The following is a 23,791-nucleotide window of genomic DNA, read 5'->3' on the forward strand; positions in this document are numbered from 1 at the left end:
CGTCGGGGCTATTCCATCAGAGCAGATTCTTGTCTTACCGTCGCCCCGAGTGGAAACGGTGACGCCAGCCCTCATTGAGCCTGCGCTCCTCCGCGCTCTCCTCAGGCACGGCCTCCAGACGCAGCAGGATCATCGCAAAGCTATTCTGCTGACGGTACACCTGCTCGTAGAGGGCCGGTGCGTGCAGGTCGCGCTTCACGTCGATCCAGAGACCGGAACTGCACGCGGCGATGTCGCTCGCGATGTTCGGCAGGTATGGACCACTGTGATAGAACGAACCTGTCGGGACCGGGTCGCCGACCGCGGCGATGACGGCCGGAAAGTTGAGGCTGCGGTAGCACCGCTGCACCCGACCGTTGCCAGCCACGACGATGGCAATCTTCTCCGAATGATATTGCACGTAGGCCCGAGCCGCCGCCTCCTTGCTGACCGCGAAATCGCGCGCGAGCACAAGAACGTGCTGCAGATCGGGCTCGCGAAACGCCGCCATGGCGTCCCGCAGCAGATGCGGGGGCATCAGCATGAGACTGGCGAAGCGGTTGGCCTCGACCTCCCTGCGTTGCCGCCGGTCACCCTCCTTTGCTGTGAGCCGAAGCAGGTCAGAGCTCTTGCATAGGAATCGGCCGGGCTGATCCGGAACGTGGTGCGTCATCAGGAGGTGGGCGAGTTCGTGCGCAATGGTGAAGCGGCGACGCGGTTCGCCCCTGCGCTTGGCGAGGATGGTGCCTTCGGACCGCTTCGCGTCGGTCACGAGGCCACCCTCGAATTCGTCGATGTCGAGGCTTTCGATCCGGAGGATGCCGAGTCGCGCGCACAGGTCTTCGATCGGCACGGGGACCGGAAGGTTCGGCTCGGCTTGCAGGATGCGTTTGACGAGTGCCTCCGGCGAGCCCGCGTCTACGAGGTCCCTCCTGCTGATCGGCATCTGCACAGCTCCATCCCAGAACCGATCCGTCAGCCCGCCACGCAGCCGCGATCGCAGGACGGGACTACAGGGACTGCGTGCGGGCGGTAACCCAACGGCGCCATTGCGGGCAGAGGTCGTGCTGCCGTGGCATCGCGGTCATACGATCCTGATGCCATTGGGCGGCGCCGCGCAACTGCGCGACGCCGCCCCCAAATCAGTAGCTGACGTAACCCCCGGCGCCCTGGGCAGGGCGCACCGCGCCAGCGGTGTTCACGGAAGGTGCCTGCTGCTTCTCGGCTTGGCGATTGGCCAGGGCTCGCCCAGCGGCACAGCCGCCGATAGCGCCGAGAACGCCGTGCCCCGCATAGTGACCGGCGATGCCGCCGACGATGGCGCCCTTGATGCAGCCCTTCGCCTCAGCCGCCTGACCGGCGGCCAGAAGGGCACTCGCCGCTAAGGCGGCCACTGCGACACGCTTCATCATGGTATTCTTCCCTCCGCGGCATCACCGCCGCGAGAGAGATGTAAGTGCTCGCTGACGACTATGAAGCGGTCGCCACATAAATTTTCTTGAGTGCACGCGATATAGACCCAAGATCCCTCGGATGAATGGACGATTAAAGTTTGAGCGCGAAACTGCCGCACGCGAATTATTCTTGAAACACGTCGGAGTCGGACGGCGTCGAGCGCACACAACCCGATCGCATCGTCCTGAACGGAGGGGGTGATGCCATCGCCACGCCGACGGATGACGTTCGGGATGACTCACCTCTGCTCGACGGTACGCCCGGGCCGGTGACGTTGCGCAGCGGTACCGCTTCGCGAACGAGGCGCTACCCTACTTGCGCAGGCGTATGGCGATTCACCCGGTTTGCTCACAGGTCGCGCTGACCGGACGCATCCAATCTCACGGGACGGATAGGGCGCCGTCCGCGCTCGTTGCGCACCCGCTCTTCGGCAGGAGGGAGCGCCGGCCCCCATGACTCACGTTCCATGGAACGCTCCTCGCAACATCTCTGTTGGGGGCGTTCCCGGATATACGTGAGCGGCTTCGGTGATGGTGCCAAACGCGAAGGCCCTGGTGGCGTTGGGACTTGCCTTCGTCGCGGGCGGCTCGACCATACCGCTTGTTACCGCAGTTCGGTCCCCGGACTTGGTGCGTCTCGCAACGGGTTCCGGATCTCCCGTAGAACCGGGCCCCGCCCCCCGGGCGTGGGAGAACCCCACCACCGCCAGGACCGTCGCAACGAACCCTGCTCAGGTCGCGCAACGCGATGCGGGGCGCCGCTCCGCCGCGGCGGACTCCAGCCGCCTGCTTTCGCCCACTGCGAGACCAACGCATGGCGCCCTCCGGTCGGAGCGCACCATCACGGCCGTGCGCCACGTTCGCCCAGTGGTGGCTTCGACGCTGGAAGGCCCGCCAAATGTCGTTCCGCCGCCCGCCCGCCGTCGGACCCTCCCGGAAGGCTCCCCTATCGACGGGTCCGCATCACAGCACGCCCGTCCCGTCGGCGATGCACCGGTCCAACGACATGTGCAGAAGCTGGCCGGAGACTTCCAGGGCCGGGGGGCGATCCATCCGGTGCTGCGCGGTGACGGTCTCGTGCGGTGGCTCTCCGAGTGATGAAAGGAGGCGTTGCGATGCCCCGTTGGGGACACGCCGTTGCGGGAATGCTCCTCAGCGGGACGATCCTGGGCCTCGGCATGCCCTCGCAGGCGATGGCCATGTCGGAGGCGCGCATGCGCATCGGGACCATCGATGTCGCCTATCGCTATCTCGCGACGTGGTCGTCAGGCCCTCTCGTCCAAGGTCGAATGCCCGTCGACTACGGCGACAGGGTCACGTCATTCGGGCGTGTCTACAGCCGTGACGCGTTGAACGATGAGAGGCTGGCCGCCGAGCGGAGGTGGCCCGTCAGGCGCTACACACTCCGTCCCGGCACGTTGCGCGTTTCCTGCAACGTCCCAGCCCTCAAGTGTGCCGTGCGCTCGACCGTCGATTACAGGCTCTCGGACCCGGTCAGGCATATTTCAGAGCGCGGTTCGACCCGCTTCGACCTCGGCGTTGGTTTTAACGGCCCGCGGCCCAGCATCCTCTACGAGGACGGCGGCCTCGGCGCCGTCGGTCGCAGTGCCGCGGGACGTTGAGGCATAAGCGGTCGAACGCGCCCGCCTCCGGCGCCGCGAGGGCCTGTCCCGCGTGTCCCACCAGACGCGGCGGGCAATGCCTTCAGAAGCCCATCCCCTCCTCGTATTGCCGCGCCCCCTCCCCGTTCGCCTGCGTGATGGGCGTGAGGTATGCCTCGTGCGTGTCAGCAAAGGCCGAGACGTCGGCGTCCAAGGCCGCCTCGACCTCGCTCGCCTGTCAGTCTCCAACCCGAGCAGTCACACTGAGGATCCCCGCGCAGGAGTTCAGCTACTCTGCCCTGAGTAGGTCGAGCTTGATCAGTGGGCTCGATGCGCGAGTGATCTCGATCGTCACCGTGCCTACGTCGAGCGCAAAGCGCACGCTCTTGCGCACCTCCGGACAGCCCGACTTGCCGCTGTGGGCCGCGGGCTTGAGGGTCGAGCGGCCATCCTGGCTGACATCGATCCAAGCCTCATTCGAAAGCGTCACTTGGTAAGTCCCCGCGGCCGGCACCGTAGCGGTCACGAAGCCCGCAAAGGTATCAGGCTTTGCCTCCTTCTCGGACGGGACCGGCAGCACGATCTCGGCGGCCGGTTTCAGGGCAAGCTGTACTGCGCTGACACCGCCCGACAGCGCCGAGCCGGACGCAAGCGCTGGCAGGCCCGGCGCACCGAAGGCGGCACGTTCCCGCGCCACCGACCATGCGAAGCTCGCGCAGGCCGGGGCATCCTCGGCCCTGGCCGTGTTGACCGAGAGGGCCACGAGCCCGGCGGCGAGGACGGCGCGGGAGATGATCATCGTCAGTCGACCGCGACCATGACGTCGGACGCCTTGATCACGGCGTAGGCCGAACCGCCAACGGTCAGCCCCAAGCTGTCGACCGCCTCGTTGGTCACGGCTGCGGTGACGATCTGCCCAGGCATGATCTCGATCCTCACGTGGGCTGTCGTGGCGCCCTTCTCGATCGCCGCCACCGTGCCCTCGATGATGTTGCGTGCGCTGATCTTCACGATGTCCGCCTTTCTGAGCCGCTCGGGGCCGATTAGTTCTTGCTGCCATCGATGATGTTGAAGCCCTGAGCCTCGAAGAAGGGCTTGGCTGCCGCACTTCGGAGGTAGTCCAGGAAGCGCTTCGCGCCGTCGCCCTTCGCATCCGCTGTCACGGCGAACGGGTAGACCACGGGCGGATGGCTGTCGGCCGGAAACACACCCACGACTTTCACTTTGGGATCGGACTTCGCATCACTCTCGTAGACGACGCCGAGGGGCGCCTCGCCGCGTGAGACCAGCAACAGGGCCGCCCGCACGTTATCGCCTTGCGCCAGACGAGACTGGATCCCGGCCCACAAGCCGAGCTTCTCGAACGCAACCTTGGCGTACTTACCGATCGGCACCGAATTGACCTCGCCGGTTGCCAACCGGCCGTCCGGCCCCAGCGCTGCCGCGATGGCTTCCGGCGTGAAGGCCACCGCATTCTCCTTCGCGTCGGCCGGCGCGATGAGGACGAGACGATTGCCGAGCAGGTTCACCCGGGTGTCTTGGCGAATGAGGTTCTTCTTCGCGAGGTAGTCCATCCATTCCAGATCGGCCGAGGCGAACAGATCAGCAGGTGCCCCGCTCTCGATTTGCCGGGCCAGGGCCGAGGATGCCGCGTAGCTGGCCTTGAGTTCGACGCCCGACTGAGCGGTGAAGGCCTTGCCCGCATTGTCCAAGGCGTTCTTGAGGCTGGCCGCGGCGAACACGGTCGCGGTGTCGGCGGCTTGAACGACCCCAGGGGCGAGAAGCAGGGCGGCGACAAGGCCGGTGCGGATCAGACTGCGCATGCTCGGAACGGTCCTCGGCCACGTGTGCGTCGGCTGCGCTATATCCTGCAGAATACACCGCTGGGAAGTCGTGATCGTGTTGGCTATGGACCCCCGATGAGGTGGCGCGGTAGCTGGCCGCGTCGGGCAGACGAGAGGTGCGGGTGGCAAGCCTGAGTATCCGGATCGACGTCGGACCCGGCAACCGCATAGGTCCGGGTAAGGTGCAACTTCTCGAGATGATTGCCGAGCATGGCTCAATCTCCGCGGCCGGACGGGCGCTCGGGATGTCGTATCGCCGAGCCTGGCTGTTGATTGAGGCGATGAACGGTGGCTTCGGGCGTCCTGTGGTAGAGGCACAGATCGGCGGCAAGGCGGGTGGCGGTGCGCGCCTGTCGGCCTTCGGCGCCGATCTCATCGCCCACTACCGTGCGATCGAGCGCGCCGCTGACAAGGCTGCCGCGCCATTTCTCGATCGGATCGCTGCTCCAGCACAAGGCAAGGACGACGTGCCGCCGACCGCCGTCTCCTAAGAAGAACGACTGAAATCCAACGGGCCGCTATATCCAATTTGATACAGTGGCTGCCTCAGCTAACTCTCGCCCTGAAGCGAACGGTCAGAAATCCACCCAACCCCGTCGTACGGAGGCACTGTCGCCAGGACTCAAGCTGGTCGAAAGCTGCCGGCCCATATTGGAGCGACTGAAACAGCGAAGCGGACACAAGCCTCCGTCAGCGTTTACCGCGACATCGATCGTGACCGACCGCAGGTCAGATATAAAGGTTCACCGTAGTCGCGTCGCATCGATAACCAGGAAATACTGGCACGGCTCCGTCCCGAGATTGGTGAAGGCGTGCCCGGCATCGGCTTCGAAATACAGGCTGTCGCCCTCCTCGACTACGAACGCACGGTCGCCGATCACGGCCCGCAGGCGCCCCTTAAACACGAAGATGTATTCCGACACGCCGCGGCGATGGGCGACGAACTCACCCGTAGTAGCACCCGGCGGGAGCGTGTTGAGCACCCAGTCGATCCCACGCCCGGGCAGAACGGGAGAGAGGCAGCGGCGCAGGAAGCCCGAAGTCTCGTCGCGCAGCACCGGCTGGCGGGAAGCTGGAATCAGCAGCACCTCCAGTTCCGTGGCGGGCGCCATCAGCCGGGAGAATGTCACGCCCAGCGCCTCGGCAAGGCGCGAGAGCACCGCCGTCGAGGGGACGGCCTCGCCGCGCTCGACCTTCGAGATCATCGAGCGGCTGACCCCGGACAGGGCCGCCAGGGCTTCGAGGGACAGGTCGCGCTCCCGCCGCCGGCGCCGGATTTCCTCGGCCAGCACTTGGATCTGCGAGCGCGCTTCGGCCTCGATCTGGACGCGCCGCACCTCTGTCGTGACCGTCATTCGTGTTCCGTCCTGGTCCTCCGGTTGACGCGTCATTCTTGAGCGCCCGGGGCTGATCGGTCGGGTGCTTAGCATAGGTCGCGGGACGGTGCCCGCGCGACCGGCATCCCGGTTGGCACGCAGCTTGTATAACGGTGAGTGGAAATTCGTCCCTCAAAGTGGATGCCCGCTGATGCGCGACGCCGCAATGCCATCGGATGCGATACGGATTGCCGAGCCGGACGCAGTAACGCTCGCGGACAGGCGCCAGATCGTCTGGTCGAGCGTCATCGGCACCACGGTCGAGTGGTACGACTTCCTGATCTACGGCACCGCCAGCGCCCTCGTCTTCAACAAGCTGTTCTTCCCGAGCATCGACCCGGTGGTCGGTACGATCGCCGCGTTCGGCTCCTACGCCGTCGGGTTCCTCGCCCGGCCGCTGGGCGGGGCGGTCTTCGGCCATTTTGGCGATCGCGTCGGGCGCAAGGCCATGCTGTCGCTGACCCTCATGATCATGGGGCTCGGCACCTTCCTGATCGGATGCTTGCCGACCTACGGGCAGATCGGCATCCTGGCCCCGGTCCTCCTCGTGGCCCTGCGCCTCGTCCAGGGCATCGGCATCGGCGGCGAGTGGGGCGGAGCCGTGCTGATGGTGGTCGAGAGCGTACCAGCGGAACGGCGCGGGTTCTTTGGGAGCGTCGTCCAGCTTGGATACCCGATTGGCGTGATCCTCTCGATCGGTGCGTTCGCGCTGACCGGCCTGATGCCCGAGGCGGCGTTCCTGTCGTGGGGCTGGCGCATCCCGTTCTTGGCGAGCGCGCCGCTGGTCGGCGTCGGCCTGTTCATCCGCCTGCGGCTTCACGAGACTCCGGCGTTCCGGCGGATCAAGGCGCGGGCGGTGACGGCGCGGTTGCCGATCATGGAGATCCTGACCGAGCATCCCGGCATGTTCCTGAAGGCCGTCGGCCTGAAGGTCTCCGAGATCGCCTACGTGAGCATCGTGACCGTGTTCTCGATCTCCTACGTCACCGGCCAGCTCGGCCTGTCACGGGGGGTGATCCTGAACGGCATCCTGATCGCCGCCGTCATCGAACTCTTCACGATCCCCGTCTTCGGCTGGCTGTCCGACCGATACGGGCGCAAGACGCTGTTCATCGCCGCCTGCCTGTTCTCGATCGCCTTCGCGTTCCCGATGTTCAAGCTCCTCGACACCCGCGACCCGACGATCATCACCCTGACCGTCGCGGTGGCCCTGAGCTTCGGGCAGGGCATCATGTTCGGAACCGGGGCCGCGTGGATGTCCGAGCTGTTCGACGCCCGCCTGCGCTACAGCGGCGCCTCGTTGGGCTTCCAGGTGGGTGCGGCGCTGAGCGGCGGCTTTACGCCGCTGATCGCCGCGGCCCTGCTTGTCTGGAGCGGCGGGTCGACATGGCCGATCTCGGTCTATCTCATCGTGCTCGCCTGCGTGACGCTCGCGGCGACCTTCGCGGCGCCGGAGACCGCCCGACGGCCGATCGACTGACCACCGCTGCGGCGCGTGAAAACGCAAGCCGGGCAGTGGACGCGCATCCACTGAAATGGAATATTTACCGGACCCAACCACGGGACGAGGAGACGGACTTGGACCGAACCATCATCGCCACCGAGGCGGCGGCTCCGGCCGTTGGCCCCTACGCCCAGGCGACCCGCGTCGGCGACCTCGTCTTCGCCTCGGGACAACTGCCAATCGACCCGGCGACGGGGGCATTCCCGGAGGGCATCGCGGCACAGACCCGCCGCTCGCTGGCCAACCTCGCCGCCGTGCTGGAGGCCGGAGGCGCCAGCCTCGCGAGCGTGGCCAAGACCACTGTGTTCCTGAAAGACATGAACGACTTCGCCGCGATGAACGCCGTCTACGCTGAACACTTCCCCGGTGCCGCGCCGGCGCGCTCCACCGTCGAGGTCGCGCGCCTGCCCCGCGACGCGCTGGTCGAGGTCGAGGCGATCGCGCTGGCGACGGGGCCGGCCCGATGAGCGCGACATCCGCACCCCGCCACGTCGAGGCCTTCGCGCACGCGGCCGGCTCGGCGGCGGTCGCCGTGCCCGGCGGCGCGACCGGCTGGCACGGCACGCTGCTCGGCATCCACATCGCGCCGGCGGCGAGCTACGAGATGGAGGCGCTGACCGAAGCCCGTTGCGTCGCCGGCCGCGGTATCGAGGGCGACCGCTACTTCCTTGGGACGGGGACTTACTCGCCCAAGCCGGACACCCGCGAGGTGACGCTGATCGAGCAGGAGGCCCTCGACGCCCTCGCGCGCAACGATCCGCCGCTCCAGGGCGGGCCGATCCACCTCGCGCCGATCGACCACCGCCGGAACCTCACCGTGCGCGGCGTGCCGCTCAACCACCTCGTCGGTCGCCGATTCCGGGTGGGCGAGGTGATCCTGCGCGGCGGGCGCCTGAACTTCCCGTGCAAGTATCTGGAGGAATTGCTCGGCCTGCCGGTCTACCTGCCGCTCTACAACCGCTCGGGCCTGAATTGCGGGATCGAGCGCGGCGGGATCATCCGGCCGGGCGACGCGATCACGCTGGCGGAATGAACCGATGTCCGCCCGCATCGTCATGAAGCTGAAGGTGGTGGAGGCCGTCGCCACCACGCCGGAGGTGCTGCGCCTGACCCTGGTCCATCCGCAGCGTCCCGAACTGCCCGCGTGGGAGCCCGGCGCGCATGTCGACCTGCGCCTGCCGGATGGCCGCACGCGCCAGTACTCGCTCTGCGGCGATCCGGCCGACCGGAGTCGCTATGTCCTGGCGATCAAGCGTGAGGATGCCGGTCGCGGCGGCTCGCTGTGGACGCATGCCAACCTCGCCGCGGGCTCCGTCGCGCACGTCTCGTACCCGCGCAACAATTTCGGGCTGGCCGCCGAAGCCCGACGCCATCTGCTGATCGGCGGCGGCATCGGTGTGACGCCGCTCGCCGCCATGGCCCGGCACCTGGCGGCGAACGGTGCCGACTTCACGCTCCACCTGTGCGCACGCTCGGCCGAACGGGCGCCGCTGCGGCATGAGTTGCGGGCGATCTGCGGCGACCGGCTCCGCTGCTGGTTCTCCGCGGAAGGCGCGCGCTTCGATCCCGCGGCGCTCGGTGCGCCGGAGGACGGCGTTCATGTCTATGCCTGTGGGCCCCAGAGACTCACCGACGCCGTGCAGGCCGGGCTGACGGCCGCCGGATGGCCGGCAGAGCGGGTGCATGTCGAGCACTTCGCGCCGATCGCCGACGAGAGCTTCAAACCCGAACCGTTCGACGCGCTGATCGCCTCGAGCGGGGCGGTCGTTCACGTCCCTGCCGATGTCTCGCTCCTCGACGCTCTACGCCAGCACGGCTTCGCGATGCCCTCGTCCTGCGAGATCGGCGTGTGCGGCTCCTGCGAGTGCGGTTACCGGGATGGCACCGTGATCCACCGCGATGTCGTGCTGCCGGTCGCCAAGCGTCAGGACCGGATGATGCCCTGCGTCTCCCGCGCCCGCGTGACGGTCACGCTCGAACTCTAAGGGTGAGGTGCCGATGACGTCGAGCCCAACGCGCCGCACCCTGAGCGCAGGCGCTGCCGCCCACCCCGTGCAGCTACCAACGCCCCGACCCATCGCTGAGGCGGATGGGATCGGTACCGGCGCTTGTTACGATGGTGCGCCTGTCCTGATCGCCAGGACCTTGTCGATCCGGCGTCCGTCCATATCGACGACCTCAAAGTGCCACCCGTCGGCTTCGAAGGCGTCACCCGCGGTCGGTATCCGTCCCAGTTGGAAAATGATGTATCCGGCCAGTGTGTTGAAATCGTCTGAAGCCGGGTCCTGAGACAAGCCGAGCCGCTCGAACGCTTCGCGGGCTGACATCATGCCGTCGATCAGCAGCGAGCCGTCGGGACGCTCGACCACGTCGGGTTCCTCACCCGCTTCTGGGATGTCTCCCGCAATGGCCTCCAGCAGGTCGGTCTGGGTGACGATGCCCTCGAGGCTGCCGTACTCATCGACAACCACCGCCATCCGCATCGGTTGGCTCTGGAACGTTTCCAGCACCGCCAGGATCGTCATGCTCTCGTGCACCACGATGGGCGGCTGCGTGACGGCGGCGATGTCGATATCGTGCCCATCGAGCACCTGGTCCAGCAGGTCCTGCTTGCGTACCAGGCCGACTAGCTCGTCGACCTCGCCGCGGCTCACCACGATCTGCGCGTGGCCGCACGCGCGCACAGCCTTGAGCATCTCGTCGCGAGGATCGTCGGAGTCGATCCATTCGACTTCATGGCGCGGGGTCATGATGTCCCGGACCTTGCGTTCGCCGATGGCAAAGATGCGTTCGACCGCTTCCTGCTGCACCTCGCGGATCAGGCCGGCCTCCTGGCTCGCCTGGATGAGCAGGTTGAGCTCGGCTGTTGAGTGAAGCGAGCCCTCGCCGTGCCCGGCCCGTAGGTCAAACAGGCGCAGCACGCCGTTGCCGAGCCCGTTCAGCAACAGGATTGCCGGCCGGAACACGACCAGGAACAAGCCCAGCGGTCGAACCACCGCGAGAGCGGTGCGCTCACTCCGCTGCAGGGCCAGGCTCTTCGGGGCGAGTTCGCCGAGCACGATGTGCAGGGACGTGATGATCGAGAAGGCAATCGCGACCGCGACCGTGTGGGATGCCACGGTCCCAAGGCCCAACGGAAGCCAATCCAGCGCCGGCTCGATAAGGTGTGCGAGCGCCGGCTCGCCGATCCAACCGAGTGCCAGAGAGGACAGTGTGATTCCGAACTGTGTGGCGGCGAGGTAGGCATCAAGCCTGTCCGTCGCCCGTTGAAGGGCTGTGGCGTTCGCCCGCCGCTCTGAGACCAACTCGGCGACGCGGCTGCGGCGCACCGAGACCAGCGCAAACTCGGCCGCCACGAAGAACCCGTTGGCGAACACCAGGAACAGGACGGCTAGCAGTCCCAGCGCCGTCGACCACGCATCCTCGGAAATGGACGTTCTCCTTCTCGAATAGACGACCCGACCTACCAGCTTAGGCGGACCTGAACCAAACAGGTGCGGCCGTTTCAGGCTCGCCGGTCGTCGTGGTCTCGGTCGCAGACGATCATCTGCTCAAGGCCTCATTGTCCGTTTCGGTTTATCGAGCGGCTACGGGCAGATCGGCCCAGGGCCTGCCCAGAACGTGCCATGGGTCGGGCCGTGGGCGCCCGGGCGATGCCCGCTGCTTCTGCATGGCCGCCCGACGGCGGACCAGCCAAATCCCACCCGTCCCAGACGCGAGACAGGACGACGGCGCGATCCGTTTATGGCCGAATGCAGCTGCTCGGCTTCGGACAACGCACCGTGAAAGGGGATGGGCTTATGCCGAACCATTCTAAGCGAGAAGGGAACGGCAGACGGGGGCGGCGTGACAGTCCGCCTCAGCCCAGGAGTTGGGGTATCGGTGCGAACCGGCAGGCATGGCAGGCGTTGCCAAATACCTGAGGGAGAACGCTTTCGATGCAGCAACGCTGGCCGAGCCGGTTATGGATCGTGCGGCACGGCCAAAGCGCCGGCAACGTCGCGGCAGATGCGGCTCACAGCGCGAACTCGGCGCGGATCGACATTGCCGAGCGGGATGTCGATGTTCCCCTCAGCACCCAGGGCGAGCGCCAGGCCGACGCTGTCGGACGCTGGTTCGCGGAATTGCCGGGCGACAGCAAGCCCGAGATCGTTCTGACGTCGCCCTACCTTCGGGCGCGGCAAACCGCCGAACACATCCGGGCCGCCGGCGGCTTGGCGCCGGACGCGCCGCTCGCGACAATCGATGAGCGCTTGCGCGAGCGGGAACTCGGCATCCTCGACCGGCTGACGCGGGCCGGGGTCGAGGAACTGCATCCCGAGCAGGCCGCGATGCGACAGCGCCTCGGTAAGTTCTATCATCGGCCTCCGTCTGGCGAGAGTTGGTGCGATGTGATCCTGCGCCTCCGCAGCGCCCTCAACACCCTTGCGCTCCACCACGCCGAGCGGCGGGTTCTGATTGTCGCGCATCAGGTCGTGGTGCTCTGCCTGCGCTACCTGATCGAAGACATGACGGAGGCGGAGATTCTCGCCATCGATGCCGCGGGCGATGTCGCCAATTGCTCGATCACAGAATACGTCTTCGATCCCCATGCGGCTGGCATCGGAGCGCTCGCGCTGGAGCGGTACAACTTCGTCGCCCCGGTCGCCGAAGCAGGCGCCTCCATCACCTCCGAGCCTGACGCGAACGTGGCCGCCCGATGAACCCTACCCTGCTGACAGCTGCGACGCTCAAGGACCAGTCGCTCCCGACACCCCGGGAGGGCAGCAAGGATGAACGCGGCAGCGCGCTTATCCTCGGAGGTTCGGCTTCAGTCCCGGGTGCAGCCCTGTTGGCCGGCGTGGCGGCTCTGCGCGCCGGGGCTGGCAAGCTGAAGATCGCCACGGTCCAAAGCGCAGCCGTCGGCATGGCGCTGACGGTGCCGGAAGCCATGGTGATCGGTCTTCCGGAGACCTCCGAGGGCAGCATCGACGGTGTGCGCGCCTTGGAATGCCTGCGCACGGCGGCGAAGGGCTGCGATGCCCTTCTGGTCGGGCCCGGCCTGCTGGGGAGCAAGCCAACGACGGCAATGGCAGTCGAACTTCTGCAGGCGCTTCCAGCAGCCACCTTCATCCTTGATGCGGCCGCACTCTGCGCCCTGGCCGCGCATGCCGATGACGTCCGACGTCATAAGGGCCGGGTCGTGATCACGCCCCATGCCGGCGAGATGGCGCAGCTGCTGGATCGGAGCCGGGACGCCGTGGAGGCGGATCCACTCGACGCAGCGCTTACAGCCGCCGATCTGCTGCAGGTGGTCGTCGTGATGAAGGGAGCCCAGACCTGGATCGTCGACCCGCAGGGTGCGCGCTGGCTCTACGAAGGCGGCGGCGTAGGGTTGGCGACGTCCGGCTCCGGCGACGCGCTCGCGGGCATCGTCGTCGGGTTGCTCGCTCGCGGCGTGAACCCGCTGACGGCGGCTCTGTGGGGCGTCTACTTGCACGGAGAGGCCGGACGGCGATTGGCCGCGTCGGTCGGTCCAATCGGCTTCCTCGCCCGGGAATTGTCGGGCGAGGTGCCTCGGCTGTTGTACGAGGCGTCCGCCTGAGGTCGGGCCGCACGAGCCGCCTTCGCACGGCGGCGCAGCCCAAACCGCATCGCGGGCCACAGCCTGTTCTGTCGGCATCCGCCTGCGGCCGGACGATCCCCCACGGCAGCCGAACGATGGTCGAGCGCAGGTTCGGCGAGCCAAGCGTTGCATCGCGTTGAAGGATTCACGCATTGATTGATCTGAACACTTCGACGGCGGACGAACGCGACATCGTGGCGGCCCTGAAGGGCCACGGGTTCGAAATCGTGCGCTACCGCGAGGAGCGCGGCAGGTTCACCAGCCTGCAACAGCTTGATGAGGTGCCGGGCCTGAGCGGCAAGACGGACGGCATTTCGGACCATGTCACGATCGCGGCAAGCTGAATGCTCGTCGTCAGCGGCCTGCCGATCGTCGCCCGCCCATCCGGGTCCGGTGAGCCTAGGCTTGTTCACAATGGCCTCCAGCCTGTCCGCAACGGTGCGGTAGGCCGGGGAGACGTCGTTCGCACCGGGATCGACAAACAATGACGGATTTGGTGGCCCATGGCGCAGCGTTCGCCCGCGCGGTTTCAGGCTTCGGCCCGAAACCGCCGATCGTTCTCTGTCACGACGATGCCGACGGCGTATCGGCGGGGGCGATCCTGGGCCGTGCCCTGGAGCGCGCCGGATATGGCCCCGTGGACGTGCAGGTGATCGGCCGGGGCGCCTCGCTCTGGGCGCCGGCGACCCGGGAGGCACTGGCGTCCAGAAGCCCAGGGGGTATCGTGGTGACCGATCTAGGGGTTCAGGCGGGGGACATCATCTCCGGTGTGCCGACGGTGCTGGTCGATCACCATGTTCCCCGTTCCCTGCCCGATTCCGCTGGAACGACGGTCATCAGCGGTCACGAGGATCTGCCGATCCCGACCTCCAGCGTTCTCGCCCATGCCTGTGCGGCGGCGCTGGGTGAACTCGGTTCTGGACGGGAGGCACAGGCCGTATGAAGCGCCGCGCGCTGATCGTCGGGGCGTCGCGTGGGCTTGGCCTGGGCCTGGTTGCGCGCTTCCTCGAACGCGGGTGGGATGTGACCGCCACCGTCCGCAAGCCGTCCGCTGCCCTTTCGGACCTCGCCGGCCGGGGCGCGCTGGCCATCGCGACAGGCATCGATATCGACGATGACGACGCCGTCCGCGGGTTTGCGAACGCGTGTGCCGATAGGCCGGCCTTCGACATCGTTTTCGTCGTCGCTGGTGTCGCGACACAGGCGGGTATTCCCGCTGGGCAGATACCCCGCGACGTCGCCGCCGCGGTCTTTCAGACGAACGCCCTGAGCCCGATCCGTTTCGCAGAGGCGTTCAACAAGCGCGTGGCCGAGGATGGCCTTATCGTTCTGATGACGTCGAAGCTGGGCTCGGTCTCCCTGAACCGCGGCGGTGGGTGGGGGAGCTACAGGGCAAGCAAGGCAGCCCTGAATACCCTGGCCCGGTCTTTCGCGGGTCAGCATTCCGGGGTGCGGTGGGGCGTCCTCCTCATGCACCCGGGATGGGTGCGGACGGATCTCGGCGGCCGTCGCGCAACCCTCGATGTGGACACCAGCGCCCGCGGAATGGTCGCGGTCGTCGAAGCGCAGCTCGGTCAGCGCGGCTGCACGTTCATCGATCATACGGGCGCGACGGTGCCGTGGTAGCCGACACCGCGCGCGTGTCTCTCGGCGACGAACGGCATGAGGCCCGACACGGGTTCCTCACCCTGCGGCAGTCCAGCCGATCGCGACAGTCATGGGATCGCTGGAACCTCCCTCGGGCTTGAGGACCCGCGCTTCCGTGCGGGCGAAACCAGCGCGGAGAAGGTACAAATCGACGAGCTGAGCGTGCCCTGCACCGTCGAGGGCATTCCAGATGGCGACAGCCTTGGTCGGAAAGCGGCGGTTCGAGAAACTGATCACCACAGGGGCGCCGGGGCGCAGCACGCGCGCGATCTCGGACAGGACGGCCACAGGTTGCTGAAGGTACTGCACCGACACGCAGATCAGCGCGGCATCGACGGATGCCGTATCGACGGGCAGGCGCGGATCGGCGTTGAGGTCCTGAACGAAATGCCGTGTCAGGCGCGGGTTGGCGGCGAGTTCTGCTGCGTTCAGGCCATGCCCGATGACGCTGGCATAGGCGACGTCCTCCGGCAGGTGACTGACCCAACTCGACATCAGATCGAGAACGTCGCCGCCCGCCGGGACGATCTCCCTATAGAGGTTGGTCACTGCTGCAATCGCCGCGGCATCGATATGGGTCACGAAGCGGGGATGCGCGTAGAACAGAGGATCTGGGTCGCGGTCGTACTTGGCGAATGCGTCCGGTGGAAAGTCTGACAATTCCTGACCCATCATCACGTGTGTCTCCGGTATCGAACGGCGCGCCGGCCTCGAGGACGCGTACGCGAACAGATCCGATGTCTCGCCCTAAAGAGGGCCGGACCGCCCCTGATGGGAGATGTCCTCGTCGCCGCATCGGCACGGTGGGGCGCGCAAACGGGTCGTCATGGGGCTGAGCAGGCGCCATTTCCGCGGTCGCAGGGAAGACGAGAATCGTGATCGTCGGCGATGGATGCCGTTCTAGGTGTATGGTCCCGGAATGTGGTGTGACGGATCGATCCTGAAGCGTTCGGGTTCTTTCGTCCAGACCTGAAGGACATGCTCGTAGGGCGTGAGGCCGCGCAGGGTCTTCAGCCGACGGGCATGGTTGTAGGCGTCCACGAACAGCTGCAGGTGCACCCGGAGCTGTTCGTGGGTCTCGTAGTGGTAGCGCTTGACCGTGGCGTCCTTGATGGTGCGGTTCATCCGCTCGACCTGACCGTTGGTCCACGGATGGTTGGGTTTGATCAGGCGATGCTCGATGCCGTGCTCGTGGCAGACGCGATCGAACATGTGCCGGCTGTAGAGGGCGGTCGGGCCTGAGCGGTTGCGTGGGGCATGGCAGAATTGCACCCCGTTGTCGGTCAACACCGTGTGGATCTTGTACGGCACGAAGGCGACCCGTTCCCGGAGGAAGTCTGAAGCGATGTAGCGGTTGGCTTCTGCTTCCAGCTTGGCGAAAGCCAGCTTTGAGGTTCGATCGACGGCCACAAACAGATAGAGCTTGCCCTGTTCTGTCCTGACCTCGGCGATATCGATGTGCCTGTAGCCGATGGGGTAATCGGCGAAGCGCTTCGTCTTGGGCTTGTCGCCTTCCATCTCTGGTAGGCGGCTGATGCCGTGCCGCTCAAGGCAGCGGTGCAGCGACGAGCGGGTCAGGTGCGGGATCGTGGGCTGCAGGCCGTAGAGGCAGTCATCCAGCGGCAACAGCGTGTGCCGCCGGAAGGCTACGATGACGGCCTCCTCCTCTGGGGTCAGAACCGTCGAACGAGGCTGCTTCGGCCCCATGGCGGCATCGCCCGTCGTCTGCCGAGTTCGCCACTTCTGGATCGTCGTCGGGCTGACGCCGTAGCGCTTGGCTGCCCCTCTCACGCTGTCTTGACGTAGCTGTATTGCGCGACGGACCGCCTCCGTCGTGGTGGCGCTTCCATGGAGAACCTGGCCCATAGCGCATCCCTCGCAGCATGGTGGTCAACCGTACCGCCACACCGAGGGATCAAACATTCTCCGCAGAGACGATGCCGGTTACTGCAGCGCTGATCGAGCATGTGTTCCAGGACGGCGAACTCGCCGTGTTGGCCGTTAAGGCCGTCAGCGATCGACCGCGCCCGTATACCCTCAAGCCTGATCTCACCACGTTCGGGCATCAATCAATCAGTGCGGCCTACCTGAGCAGTCATGCCCCATTCGCGTATCTCGCAGCGACGGTACGGGCGCAGCTCGTGCCGGACAAGCGTCAGGCGCAATTTGAATTCGCGGCCTCCTACGGGGCCATCCACATGATCGCCAACTTTCCTTCCCCGTTCCGTTAATCGCCACAAGGGCCAGCATGATCAGCTCGGTTTGACCGAACATCGGGGCTGCGGCGGGTACTGATGGTGCAACTGCTCGCATCGAGCATGTTGCGAATCCGCAACGTCGGTCACTGGATAATTACAGTTTTAAACTGATCTAACTCAATCTCTGTGCGCGATAGTTGTGTAGGGCGGTGACAAAACCATCCACTGGAGCGTCGGCGGGGTGCTGATGCGGCCGGGGTAAAAGCCGGCCAGTGGAGAGGCTTCTCTTTCGGGAGGGGCCCAGGATGTTTGCCGTGGAAGTCTACGCGGCCGTTCGGCAGTTCGTTTTCATCGACGGCCACTCTCGTCGTGAGGCAGCTCGGGTATTCGGGCTCAATCGCGAGACGATTGCCAAGATGTGCCGGTTCTCACTGCCACCGGGCTACACGCGCTCGAAGCCGATCGAGAAGCCGAAGCTGGGGCCGCTGCTGCCGGTGATCGATGCGATCCTGGAGGCGGACCGGATCGCACCCGTCAAGCAGCGTCACACGGCCAAGCGGATCTTCGAGCGTCTGCGCGACGAGCACGGCTACGGCGGCGGCTACACGGTGGTGAAGGACCACGTCCGGATCGCACGCGCGAGCGGGAGGGAGACCTTCGTGCCGTTGGCGCACCCGCCGGGTCATGCCCAGGTCGACTTCGGCGAAGCGATCGCCACCATCGGCGGCGTACGCCGGAAGATCCACTTCTTCTGCATGGACCTGCCGCACTCCGACGCCTGCTTCGTGAAGGCGTATCCGCGGGAGACCACCGAGGCGTTCCTCGACGGGCATGTCGCTGCCATGGAGTTCTTCGACGGCGTGCCGCTGTCGATCCTCTACGACAACACCAAGATCGCGGTCGCCAAGATCTGCGGCGGAGGCCAGCGCGAACGTACCCGTGCCTTCACCGAGCTGGTGAGCCACTACCTGTTCCGGGACCGCTTCGGGCGTCCGGGCAAGGGCAACGACAAGGGCAAGGTCGAAGGCCTGGTCAAGTACGCCCGGTCCAACTTCATGACCCCGGCCCCGGAGGCGGCCTCGTTCGAGGCGCTGAACGCGGATCTGGAGCGACGCTGCCGGACCCGGCAGGATGAGAGGGCCGGACAGCATGCCGAGAGCATCGGCACGCGACTGGTCGCCGATTGTGCCGTTCTGCGTTCCTTGCCGGCGGTCCCGCTGGAGCCGTGCGAGAAGCGGACTGGGCGGGTCTCCTCGACCGCGCTGGTTCGCTACCGCTGCAACGACTACTCGGTGCCGACCGCCTACGGCTTCCAAGACGTGCTGGTGAAGGGCTTCGTCGAGGAGGTCGTAATCCTGTGTGGCGGCATCGAGATCGCCCGGCATGAGCGCAGCTACGGCACGGGCGTGTTCGTGTCCGATCCGCTGCATTACCTCGCGCTGATCGAGACCAAACCGAACGCTCTCGACCAGGCGGCCGCGCTCCAGGGCTGGGATCTGCCCGAGGCGTTCCAGCACCTGCGCCACCTCTTGGAGGCGCGCATGGGCAACCGCGGCAAGCGCGAGTTCATCCAGGTGCTGCGCCTGATGGAGGCGATGCCGAAGGACGTCGTGGCCTCGGCCGTCACCGACGCGATTAAGCAGGAGCTACCCGTTGTGCTTCCGGGACGACCGAATGTGCTTCGGGTCGTGATTGAGCAGCTTGGGGCTCGCCACGACGTCACACCAGTCGCTACGGATTGTGAGAGCCTGCCAGCGATCGCGGAGCTTGTGCGTGCCCACGCGTTCGCGACCGTCATGCCACACTTCGCCTTGGCCGCGGAGATCGAGCGCGGAGAAATAGTCGCCATCCCGATCGTTGATCCGTCTCCGTCGTGGCGGCTCTCCGTCGTCGTCTCCCAGCGGACCCTCAACGCCCGCGGCAGCGAGGCTGTTGCCGAGGTTCTGGCGAGCGTGATCGGGGATTTGGTCGAGCGCTCTATCTGGCGTGCTCGCCTCAAGCCAACGGAGCGCGGCGCGCCTGCGCGCGCTCGTGCCTGAAAAGTAGCTGTACCGTCTCCGGCGCGACTTGGGGTTTATCATCGAAGCTCGCCCGACCAGTCGATGTCACCCGCTCGGCAGGCCGGCGGCCAGCACGACCCCGACGTCTGACAAGCCGAGCCACGACGCCATCAAGCGAAGCTCTCCGATCAACCGCTCCATCGTGTCTGCCGGCGCCTCCGGCTCGAAGAGCGCCCGCAGAACGATCAGCGCGCCGGCCCTGCGGTCCGCCTTCAGGTCGACGCGGGCGACGAGCGCGCCGTCCAGCAGGAACGGAAGCACGTGGCAGCCGTGCTCGCGCTGGTCGGCGTGCGTGTAGATCTCGAGGCGGTACCGGAACCCAAATAGCCTCTCGGTCCGCAGACGGTGCCAGACGAGCGGGTCAAAGAGCGAAAGGAGGGCCGCGCCGCCGTGCCCGCGGCCGGGCCGCGCATCCTTGTGCAGGTAGGCCTGCTGCTGCCACCCGCGAACAGGTACAGGAACGAGGACGCCCGCCTCGACGAGTTGCTCGATGGGCAGACGTGCATCTGCCGGCGAAAGGCGGAAGTAGTCGCGTAGCTCGTTCGCCGTCGGCACGCCGAGCGCCTCCGCCGATCGCGTGAGGAGCTCGCGCCGGGCGTCTACGGGGTCCGGCGTCGGTCGTGCGAGGACGGCGCGGGGCAGCACCCGCTCGGGCAGATCGTACACACGCTCGAAGCTGCCCCAACGGTGCGTCGATGCGACTAGCCCAGCCCAGAAACGCTGGCCGATGTGGCTCAACTCGGACGTATGCCGATGCGTATGCCACCGGCCCGGGCAGGATGCGTAAAAGATGAGCGTTCAGAAACTTTCTATATCTTTCGAAGAAATAAAAATTACTCATAGTCTTAGTAGGCCGCCTCGCGACGAATATGCGTGCAAGGTTTCGTTGGCCTCATTGAGGTGTCGCGATGACAAGAGTTCTTCCATCCCGTCGCACACTGATGGTCGGCGGTGTGACAATAGCCGCGCTCAGCGCGATCGAAGGAGCGTGGGCAGCGAGTGAGCCCGGCAGCCTGACCTACGGCATCTCGATGACCGACCTGCCGCTCACCACTGGTCAGCCGGACCGGGGCGCGGGCGGCTACCAGTTCACCGGTCTGACCCTCTACGACCCGCTGGTCGCCTGGGAGCTCGACGTCGCGAACCGGCCGGGCAAGATGATCCCCGGGCTCGCCACCTCTTGGGAGAGTGACCCGGCCGACCCAAAGGTCTGGACCTTCCACCTCCGCGATGGGGTGATGTTTCACGACGGCTCGGCCTTCGATGCCGACGCGGTGATCTGGAACTTCGACAAGGTGCTCAACAAGGAGGCGCCGCATTTCGACCAGCGGCAGGCCGCCCAGGTCCGCCCGCGCGTGCCAGGCGTGGCGAGCTACCGGAAACTCGACGCAAAGACCGTCCAGGTGACGACCAAGGCGCCCGACAGCCTGTTTCCCTACCAGATGCTCTGGTTCCTGATCTCCTCGCCGGCGCAATACGAGAAGGTCGGACGCGACTGGGCGAAGTTCGCCTTCGAGCCGTCGGGCACCGGGCCGTTCCGGATGGGGCAGCTCGTCCCGCGGGTGCGGCTCGAACTACTGCCGAATGCAGGGTACTGGAACCCCAAGCGGGTCCCGAAGCTCGCCAAGCTCACACTCACCTGCGTGCCGGAGGATCTCGCCCGGGTGAACGCACTCCTGTCGGGCAATGTCGACCTGATCGAGTTGCCGGCGCCCGATGCTGTGCCGCGCCTCAAGGGCGCCGGCATGCGCATCGTCGGCAACGACACACCGCATGTCTGGAACTATCATCTCTCGATGCTGGAGGGTTCGCCCTGGCGGGACCTGCGCCTGCGCAAGGCCGCCAACCTCGCTGTCGACCGCGCGGGCGTGGTCCAGCTCATGGGCGGCCTCGCCCAGCCGGCCGTCGGGCAGGTGCTACAATCGAGCCCGTGGTTCGGCAAGCCGAGCTTCCAGATCAAGACCGACGCCGATGCGGCGCGCAAGCTCGTCGAGGAAGCGGGCTTCTCGGTGAAGAACCCCGTCAAGGCCACGATCCTGATCCCGACCGGCGGCACCGGTCAGATGCTGTCTTTGCCGATCAACGAGTTCATCCAACAGGGCTGGGCCGAGATTGGCATCCAGGTCGAATTCAAGACGGTCGAGCAGGAGGTGGCCTACACGGCCTGGCGTCAGGGCGCGGGGGATCCGAGTCTCAAGGGGGTCACGGCGAGTAACGTTGCCTACGTCACCACGGATCCGTTCAACGCAATCCTGCGCTTCTATGATTCGAGGCAGATCGCCCCGATCGGCGTGAACTGGAGCCACTACCGCAATCCAGAGGTCGACGCCCTCTGCGACAAGGTGAAGGCCACGTTCGATGCGGACGAGCAGAACAGGCTGCTGGCGCGGATCCACTAGATCGTCGTGGACGACGCGGTCCAGGTCTGGGTGGTCCACGACACCAATCCCCATGCGCTTTCGCCGCGGGTGAAGGATTATGTGCAGGCCCAGCACTGGTTCCAGGATCTCTCGACTTTCGCCTGAGGCTGGCGCGCCGCGACCCGACAGCCTCAGGCATGTTTCTTTCGAACGGATGATCTGGCGATGACAGGACTCCAGAGCCCCCGCGCCTTTCGCGCGATGCCGACCGATACCGTCACCTTCCACCCGCGCATCTTCGGGCAGCACGGAGCGGTGGCGGCCGAGCACTACCTCGCCCCAATGGCGGGCATCGAGATCATGAAGGCTGGCGGCACCGCCGTCGATGCCGCCGTGGCCGCCTGCCTCGTCGAGGGCGTGGTCAACCCGCAGATGCATACGATCGGAGGCGAAATCCCGATCCTGATTGCCGCGCCCGGCGAGGCCGGGGTGGTCTGCGTCAACGGCAACACCGTCGCGCCGGCGACTGCGACGCCAGAGGCGTTCTTGCGGCGCGGGTACGACAAGGTTCCCCCGGATGGGCCGTTGGCTGCGGGCGTTCCGGGTGCGCCTGGGGCGTTGTTAGAGGCGTTGCGCCGCTACGGCCGCCTCAGCTTCGCCGATGTAAGCGCTCCGGCACGCGATCTGGCGCGCGGCGGTTTCCCGGTCCATTCCGGGCTGCTGCGCCAGCACAAGTTCGGCATCCTCGACAACGCAGAGCGCTTCCAGCGAGAGTGGCAGGGATCGGCAGCCGTATACCTGCCGGGCGGACAGCCGCCTCAAGAGGGCGCCATCATCTGCAACCCAGCCCTGGCCGGCATGCTCGACTTTATGGCCAACGAGGAACGCCGGACAGGCGGATCGCGCGAGACCGGCCTACACGCAGCGTTTGAGGCCTTCTACAAGGGCGACATTGCCGCCGAGATCACCGCGTTCGTCGCCCGGCACGACGGCTTCCTCACCCGCGAAGATCTCGCGCGCTTCGAAGTACCGGTCGAGCGCCCTCTGTCGGTCCGCTACGCGGGGATAGACCTATACAAATGTGGACCTTGGACCCAAGGGCCTGCAGTCCTTCAGACCCTGTCGATCCTCAAGAATTTCGACCTCGCGGCGCTCGGCCACAACTCCGCCGCTTACGTGCATCTCGTCGTTGAGGCGATGAAGCTGGCTTTCGCGGACCGGGAGCAGTTCTACGGCGACCCCCTGCAGGTCTCAGTGCCGACAGAGACGTTGATCTCCGACGCTTACGGCTCGCTGCGCGCCGCGCTCGTGGGGGAGTATGCCGACCGCAGTCTGCGTCCGGGCGACGCTTGGGCGGGTACGGCCCTTCTGCCGCCCGAAGAGCGGCTCGGCGGCTTGTCCTGGGGACCTGGCACAGTCCACGTCGACGCGATGGACCAGGCCGGTTACACCGCCGCATTCACGCCGAGCGGGGCGTGGATCAAGAGTGCTGAGGTCGTTCCAGCCCTCGGCTTTCCCCTCGGCGTGCGCCTCTCCAACTTCCAGCTGCAGCCCGCGCATCACCCCAACGTCATCGCGCCCTTCAAACGTCCGCGGACGACCATCAGCCCGAGCCTCGCCCTGAAGGACGGTAAGCCCTGGCTCGCCTTCGGCAGCATGGGCGGTGACCAGCAGGACCAGTGGCAGTTGCAGTTTTTCCTGAACCGCGTCGTGTTCGGCATGCCGCTCCAAGCAGCGATCGAGGCGCCGAAGTTCTCCAGTGAGCACTTCCCGGCGCTGTTCCACCCCCACGACTTCTACCTCAACCGCCTGCGGATCGAGACGAGCGTCGGCCGAGACACCCTGGACGGGCTCGCCGCCCGCGGCCACGAGATCGATCCCGCGCCGCCCTGGACGGAGGGCTACCTGTGCGGGACCGAGCGACATCTGGAGACGGGGGTTCTTGAGGCTGGGTCCGATCCGCGCGGCAACAAGTCGGAGGTGTTTCCCGCCTTCGCTTTGGCCTATTGAAGCGTCGAATGGATCGACAGAACTGACTTGGCGTCGTTAGCGATACGGAGATGCAGACAGGCGCCTCAGGCCAAACCTCACGATAGGAGCTGTCGGCGCCCATCTCCCCTGCACGTCGCCCAGGCCTTCGGCACCCGGAAGGACAAGCAGCGA

General features: G+C 66.3%; 23 protein-coding genes and 3 pseudogenes. 16 read left to right on the top strand and 10 right to left on the bottom strand.

Features of this window, described 5'->3' with window-relative positions; all coding sequences use genetic code 11:
* Positions 1-34: 34 nt before the first annotated feature.
* Both MKK63_RS05600 and MKK63_RS05605 read right to left on the bottom strand, forming a co-directional pair.
* Positions 35-925 carry an ImmA/IrrE family metallo-endopeptidase gene (locus MKK63_RS05600; RefSeq protein ID WP_243999489.1) on the bottom strand — a complete coding sequence of 297 codons (891 nt, stop codon included), beginning with the start codon at positions 923-925 and terminating at the stop codon, positions 35-37.
* A 196-nt stretch (positions 926-1,121) separates the two neighbouring features.
* The gene (locus tag MKK63_RS05605) at positions 1,122-1,388 is read right to left on the bottom strand and encodes a hypothetical protein (protein ID WP_243999671.1); all 267 of its coding nucleotides are present in this window, start codon (positions 1,386-1,388) and stop codon (positions 1,122-1,124) included.
* 1,190 nt (positions 1,389-2,578) lie between these two features.
* Here MKK63_RS05605 and MKK63_RS05610 point away from each other — a divergent pair.
* Complete coding sequence (locus tag MKK63_RS05610; RefSeq protein ID WP_243999491.1) at positions 2,579-3,055, top strand: hypothetical protein; 477 nt, start codon at positions 2,579-2,581, stop codon at positions 3,053-3,055.
* A 268-nt stretch (positions 3,056-3,323) separates the two neighbouring features.
* Here MKK63_RS05610 and MKK63_RS05615 read toward each other — a convergent pair whose 3' ends face one another.
* From MKK63_RS05615 to modA, 3 genes are read right to left on the bottom strand one after another with little or no spacing between them, the layout of a single operon-like run.
* Positions 3,324-3,833 carry a hypothetical protein gene (locus MKK63_RS05615; protein ID WP_243999493.1) on the bottom strand — a complete coding sequence of 170 codons (510 nt, stop codon included), beginning with the start codon at positions 3,831-3,833 and terminating at the stop codon, positions 3,324-3,326.
* Positions 3,834-3,835: 2 nt separating this feature from the next.
* Entirely contained in the window at positions 3,836-4,045 is a 210-nt protein-coding gene (locus MKK63_RS05620) for a molybdopterin-binding protein (RefSeq protein ID WP_243999495.1), read from the bottom strand.
* Positions 4,046-4,077: 32 nt separating this feature from the next.
* The gene (modA, locus tag MKK63_RS05625; protein WP_243999497.1) at positions 4,078-4,857 is read right to left on the bottom strand and encodes a molybdate ABC transporter substrate-binding protein; all 780 of its coding nucleotides are present in this window, start codon (positions 4,855-4,857) and stop codon (positions 4,078-4,080) included.
* Between the two features lie 143 nt (positions 4,858-5,000).
* Between modA and MKK63_RS05630 the strand changes: the two genes are divergently transcribed.
* Entirely contained in the window at positions 5,001-5,369 is a 369-nt protein-coding gene (locus tag MKK63_RS05630; RefSeq protein WP_243999673.1) for a winged helix-turn-helix domain-containing protein, read from the top strand.
* Between the two features lie 252 nt (positions 5,370-5,621).
* On the opposite strand, the gene MKK63_RS05635 is transcribed toward MKK63_RS05630, so the two are convergent.
* A complete protein-coding gene (locus MKK63_RS05635; protein ID WP_243999499.1) occupies positions 5,622-6,233 on the bottom strand; it encodes a helix-turn-helix domain-containing protein in 612 nt (203 codons plus the stop codon).
* 172 nt (positions 6,234-6,405) lie between these two features.
* Here MKK63_RS05635 and MKK63_RS05640 point away from each other — a divergent pair, with 172 nt between their 5' ends.
* The 4 genes from MKK63_RS05640 to MKK63_RS05655 all read left to right on the top strand — a co-directional run bounded on the left by MKK63_RS05640 (position 6,406) and on the right by MKK63_RS05655 (position 9,743).
* Positions 6,406-7,734 (top strand): MFS transporter, encoded by a 1,329-nt coding sequence (locus MKK63_RS05640; protein ID WP_409564475.1) that lies wholly within the window; start codon positions 6,406-6,408, stop codon positions 7,732-7,734.
* 98 nt (positions 7,735-7,832) lie between these two features.
* Positions 7,833-8,225, top strand: coding sequence for a Rid family detoxifying hydrolase (locus tag MKK63_RS05645; RefSeq protein WP_243999501.1), 393 nt, complete (start codon positions 7,833-7,835; stop codon positions 8,223-8,225).
* On the top strand, positions 8,222-8,791 hold the full coding sequence (locus tag MKK63_RS05650) for an MOSC domain-containing protein (RefSeq protein WP_243999503.1): 570 nt from the start codon (positions 8,222-8,224) through the stop codon (positions 8,789-8,791). The genes MKK63_RS05645 and MKK63_RS05650 overlap by 4 nt, the downstream gene beginning before the upstream one ends.
* Positions 8,792-8,795: 4 nt before the next feature.
* The gene (locus MKK63_RS05655; protein ID WP_243999506.1) at positions 8,796-9,743 is read left to right on the top strand and encodes a PDR/VanB family oxidoreductase; all 948 of its coding nucleotides are present in this window, start codon (positions 8,796-8,798) and stop codon (positions 9,741-9,743) included.
* Between the two features lie 126 nt (positions 9,744-9,869).
* Here the strand turns inward: MKK63_RS05655 and MKK63_RS05660 are convergent, their stop codons facing one another.
* Positions 9,870-11,138, bottom strand: a complete 1,269-nt coding sequence (locus MKK63_RS05660; RefSeq protein WP_267428375.1) for a hemolysin family protein — start codon at positions 11,136-11,138, stop codon at positions 9,870-9,872.
* 591 nt (positions 11,139-11,729) lie between these two features.
* On the opposite strand from MKK63_RS05660, the gene MKK63_RS05665 reads away from it, so the two are divergent.
* The 5 genes from MKK63_RS05665 to MKK63_RS05685 all read left to right on the top strand — a co-directional run bounded on the left by MKK63_RS05665 (position 11,730) and on the right by MKK63_RS05685 (position 14,989).
* On the top strand, positions 11,730-12,461 hold the full coding sequence (locus MKK63_RS05665; RefSeq protein WP_243999510.1) for a histidine phosphatase family protein: 732 nt from the start codon (positions 11,730-11,732) through the stop codon (positions 12,459-12,461).
* Positions 12,458-13,342 carry an NAD(P)H-hydrate dehydratase gene (locus MKK63_RS05670; RefSeq protein ID WP_243999512.1) on the top strand — a complete coding sequence of 295 codons (885 nt, stop codon included), beginning with the start codon at positions 12,458-12,460 and terminating at the stop codon, positions 13,340-13,342. The genes MKK63_RS05665 and MKK63_RS05670 overlap by 4 nt, the downstream gene beginning before the upstream one ends.
* A gap of 173 nt (positions 13,343-13,515) precedes the next feature.
* Positions 13,516-13,707 (top strand): ComEA family DNA-binding protein, encoded by a 192-nt coding sequence (locus MKK63_RS05675; RefSeq protein WP_243999514.1) that lies wholly within the window; start codon positions 13,516-13,518, stop codon positions 13,705-13,707.
* Positions 13,708-13,847: 140 nt separating this feature from the next.
* Positions 13,848-14,306, top strand: coding sequence for a hypothetical protein (locus MKK63_RS05680; RefSeq protein WP_243999516.1), 459 nt, complete (start codon positions 13,848-13,850; stop codon positions 14,304-14,306).
* A complete protein-coding gene (locus MKK63_RS05685; RefSeq protein WP_243999518.1) occupies positions 14,303-14,989 on the top strand; it encodes an SDR family NAD(P)-dependent oxidoreductase in 687 nt (228 codons plus the stop codon). Before MKK63_RS05680 ends, MKK63_RS05685 begins: the two co-directional genes overlap by 4 nt.
* Before the next feature lie 57 nt (positions 14,990-15,046).
* On the opposite strand, the gene MKK63_RS05690 is transcribed toward MKK63_RS05685, so the two are convergent.
* Both MKK63_RS05690 and MKK63_RS05695 read right to left on the bottom strand, forming a co-directional pair.
* A complete protein-coding gene (locus MKK63_RS05690) occupies positions 15,047-15,682 on the bottom strand; it encodes a methyltransferase domain-containing protein (RefSeq protein ID WP_243999678.1) in 636 nt (211 codons plus the stop codon).
* 228 nt (positions 15,683-15,910) lie between these two features.
* Entirely contained in the window at positions 15,911-16,876 is a 966-nt protein-coding gene (locus tag MKK63_RS05695; protein WP_243999520.1) for an IS481 family transposase, read from the bottom strand.
* Between the two features lie 71 nt (positions 16,877-16,947).
* Here MKK63_RS05695 and MKK63_RS05700 point away from each other — a divergent pair, with 71 nt between their 5' ends.
* The 3 genes and pseudogenes from MKK63_RS05700 to MKK63_RS05710 form a co-directional block, all read left to right on the top strand.
* The gene (locus tag MKK63_RS05700; RefSeq protein ID WP_243999522.1) at positions 16,948-17,241 is read left to right on the top strand and encodes a hypothetical protein; all 294 of its coding nucleotides are present in this window, start codon (positions 16,948-16,950) and stop codon (positions 17,239-17,241) included.
* Between the two features lie 272 nt (positions 17,242-17,513).
* A pseudogene (istA, locus tag MKK63_RS05705) lies at positions 17,514-18,848 on the top strand (IS21 family transposase); the annotation flags it as partial.
* Positions 18,846-19,247, top strand: a pseudogene (locus MKK63_RS05710) (LysR substrate-binding domain-containing protein); the annotation flags it as partial. The pseudogenes istA and MKK63_RS05710, both read left to right, overlap by 3 nt.
* A gap of 66 nt (positions 19,248-19,313) precedes the next feature.
* Here the strand turns inward: MKK63_RS05710 and MKK63_RS05715 are convergent.
* Entirely contained in the window at positions 19,314-20,006 is a 693-nt protein-coding gene (locus tag MKK63_RS05715; protein ID WP_243999524.1) for a DNA glycosylase AlkZ-like family protein, read from the bottom strand.
* Positions 20,007-20,176: 170 nt separating this feature from the next.
* Between MKK63_RS05715 and MKK63_RS05720 the strand changes: the two are divergent.
* Positions 20,177-21,793: pseudogene (locus MKK63_RS05720) on the top strand (ABC transporter substrate-binding protein).
* Positions 21,794-21,853: 60 nt separating this feature from the next.
* Positions 21,854-23,638, top strand: a complete 1,785-nt coding sequence (locus tag MKK63_RS05725; RefSeq protein WP_243999526.1) for a gamma-glutamyltransferase family protein — start codon at positions 21,854-21,856, stop codon at positions 23,636-23,638.
* Positions 23,639-23,791: the final 153 nt, after the last annotated feature.

It is taken from the genome of Methylobacterium sp. J-088, assembly GCF_022829295.1.
Lineage (GTDB): Bacteria > Pseudomonadota > Alphaproteobacteria > Rhizobiales > Beijerinckiaceae > Methylobacterium.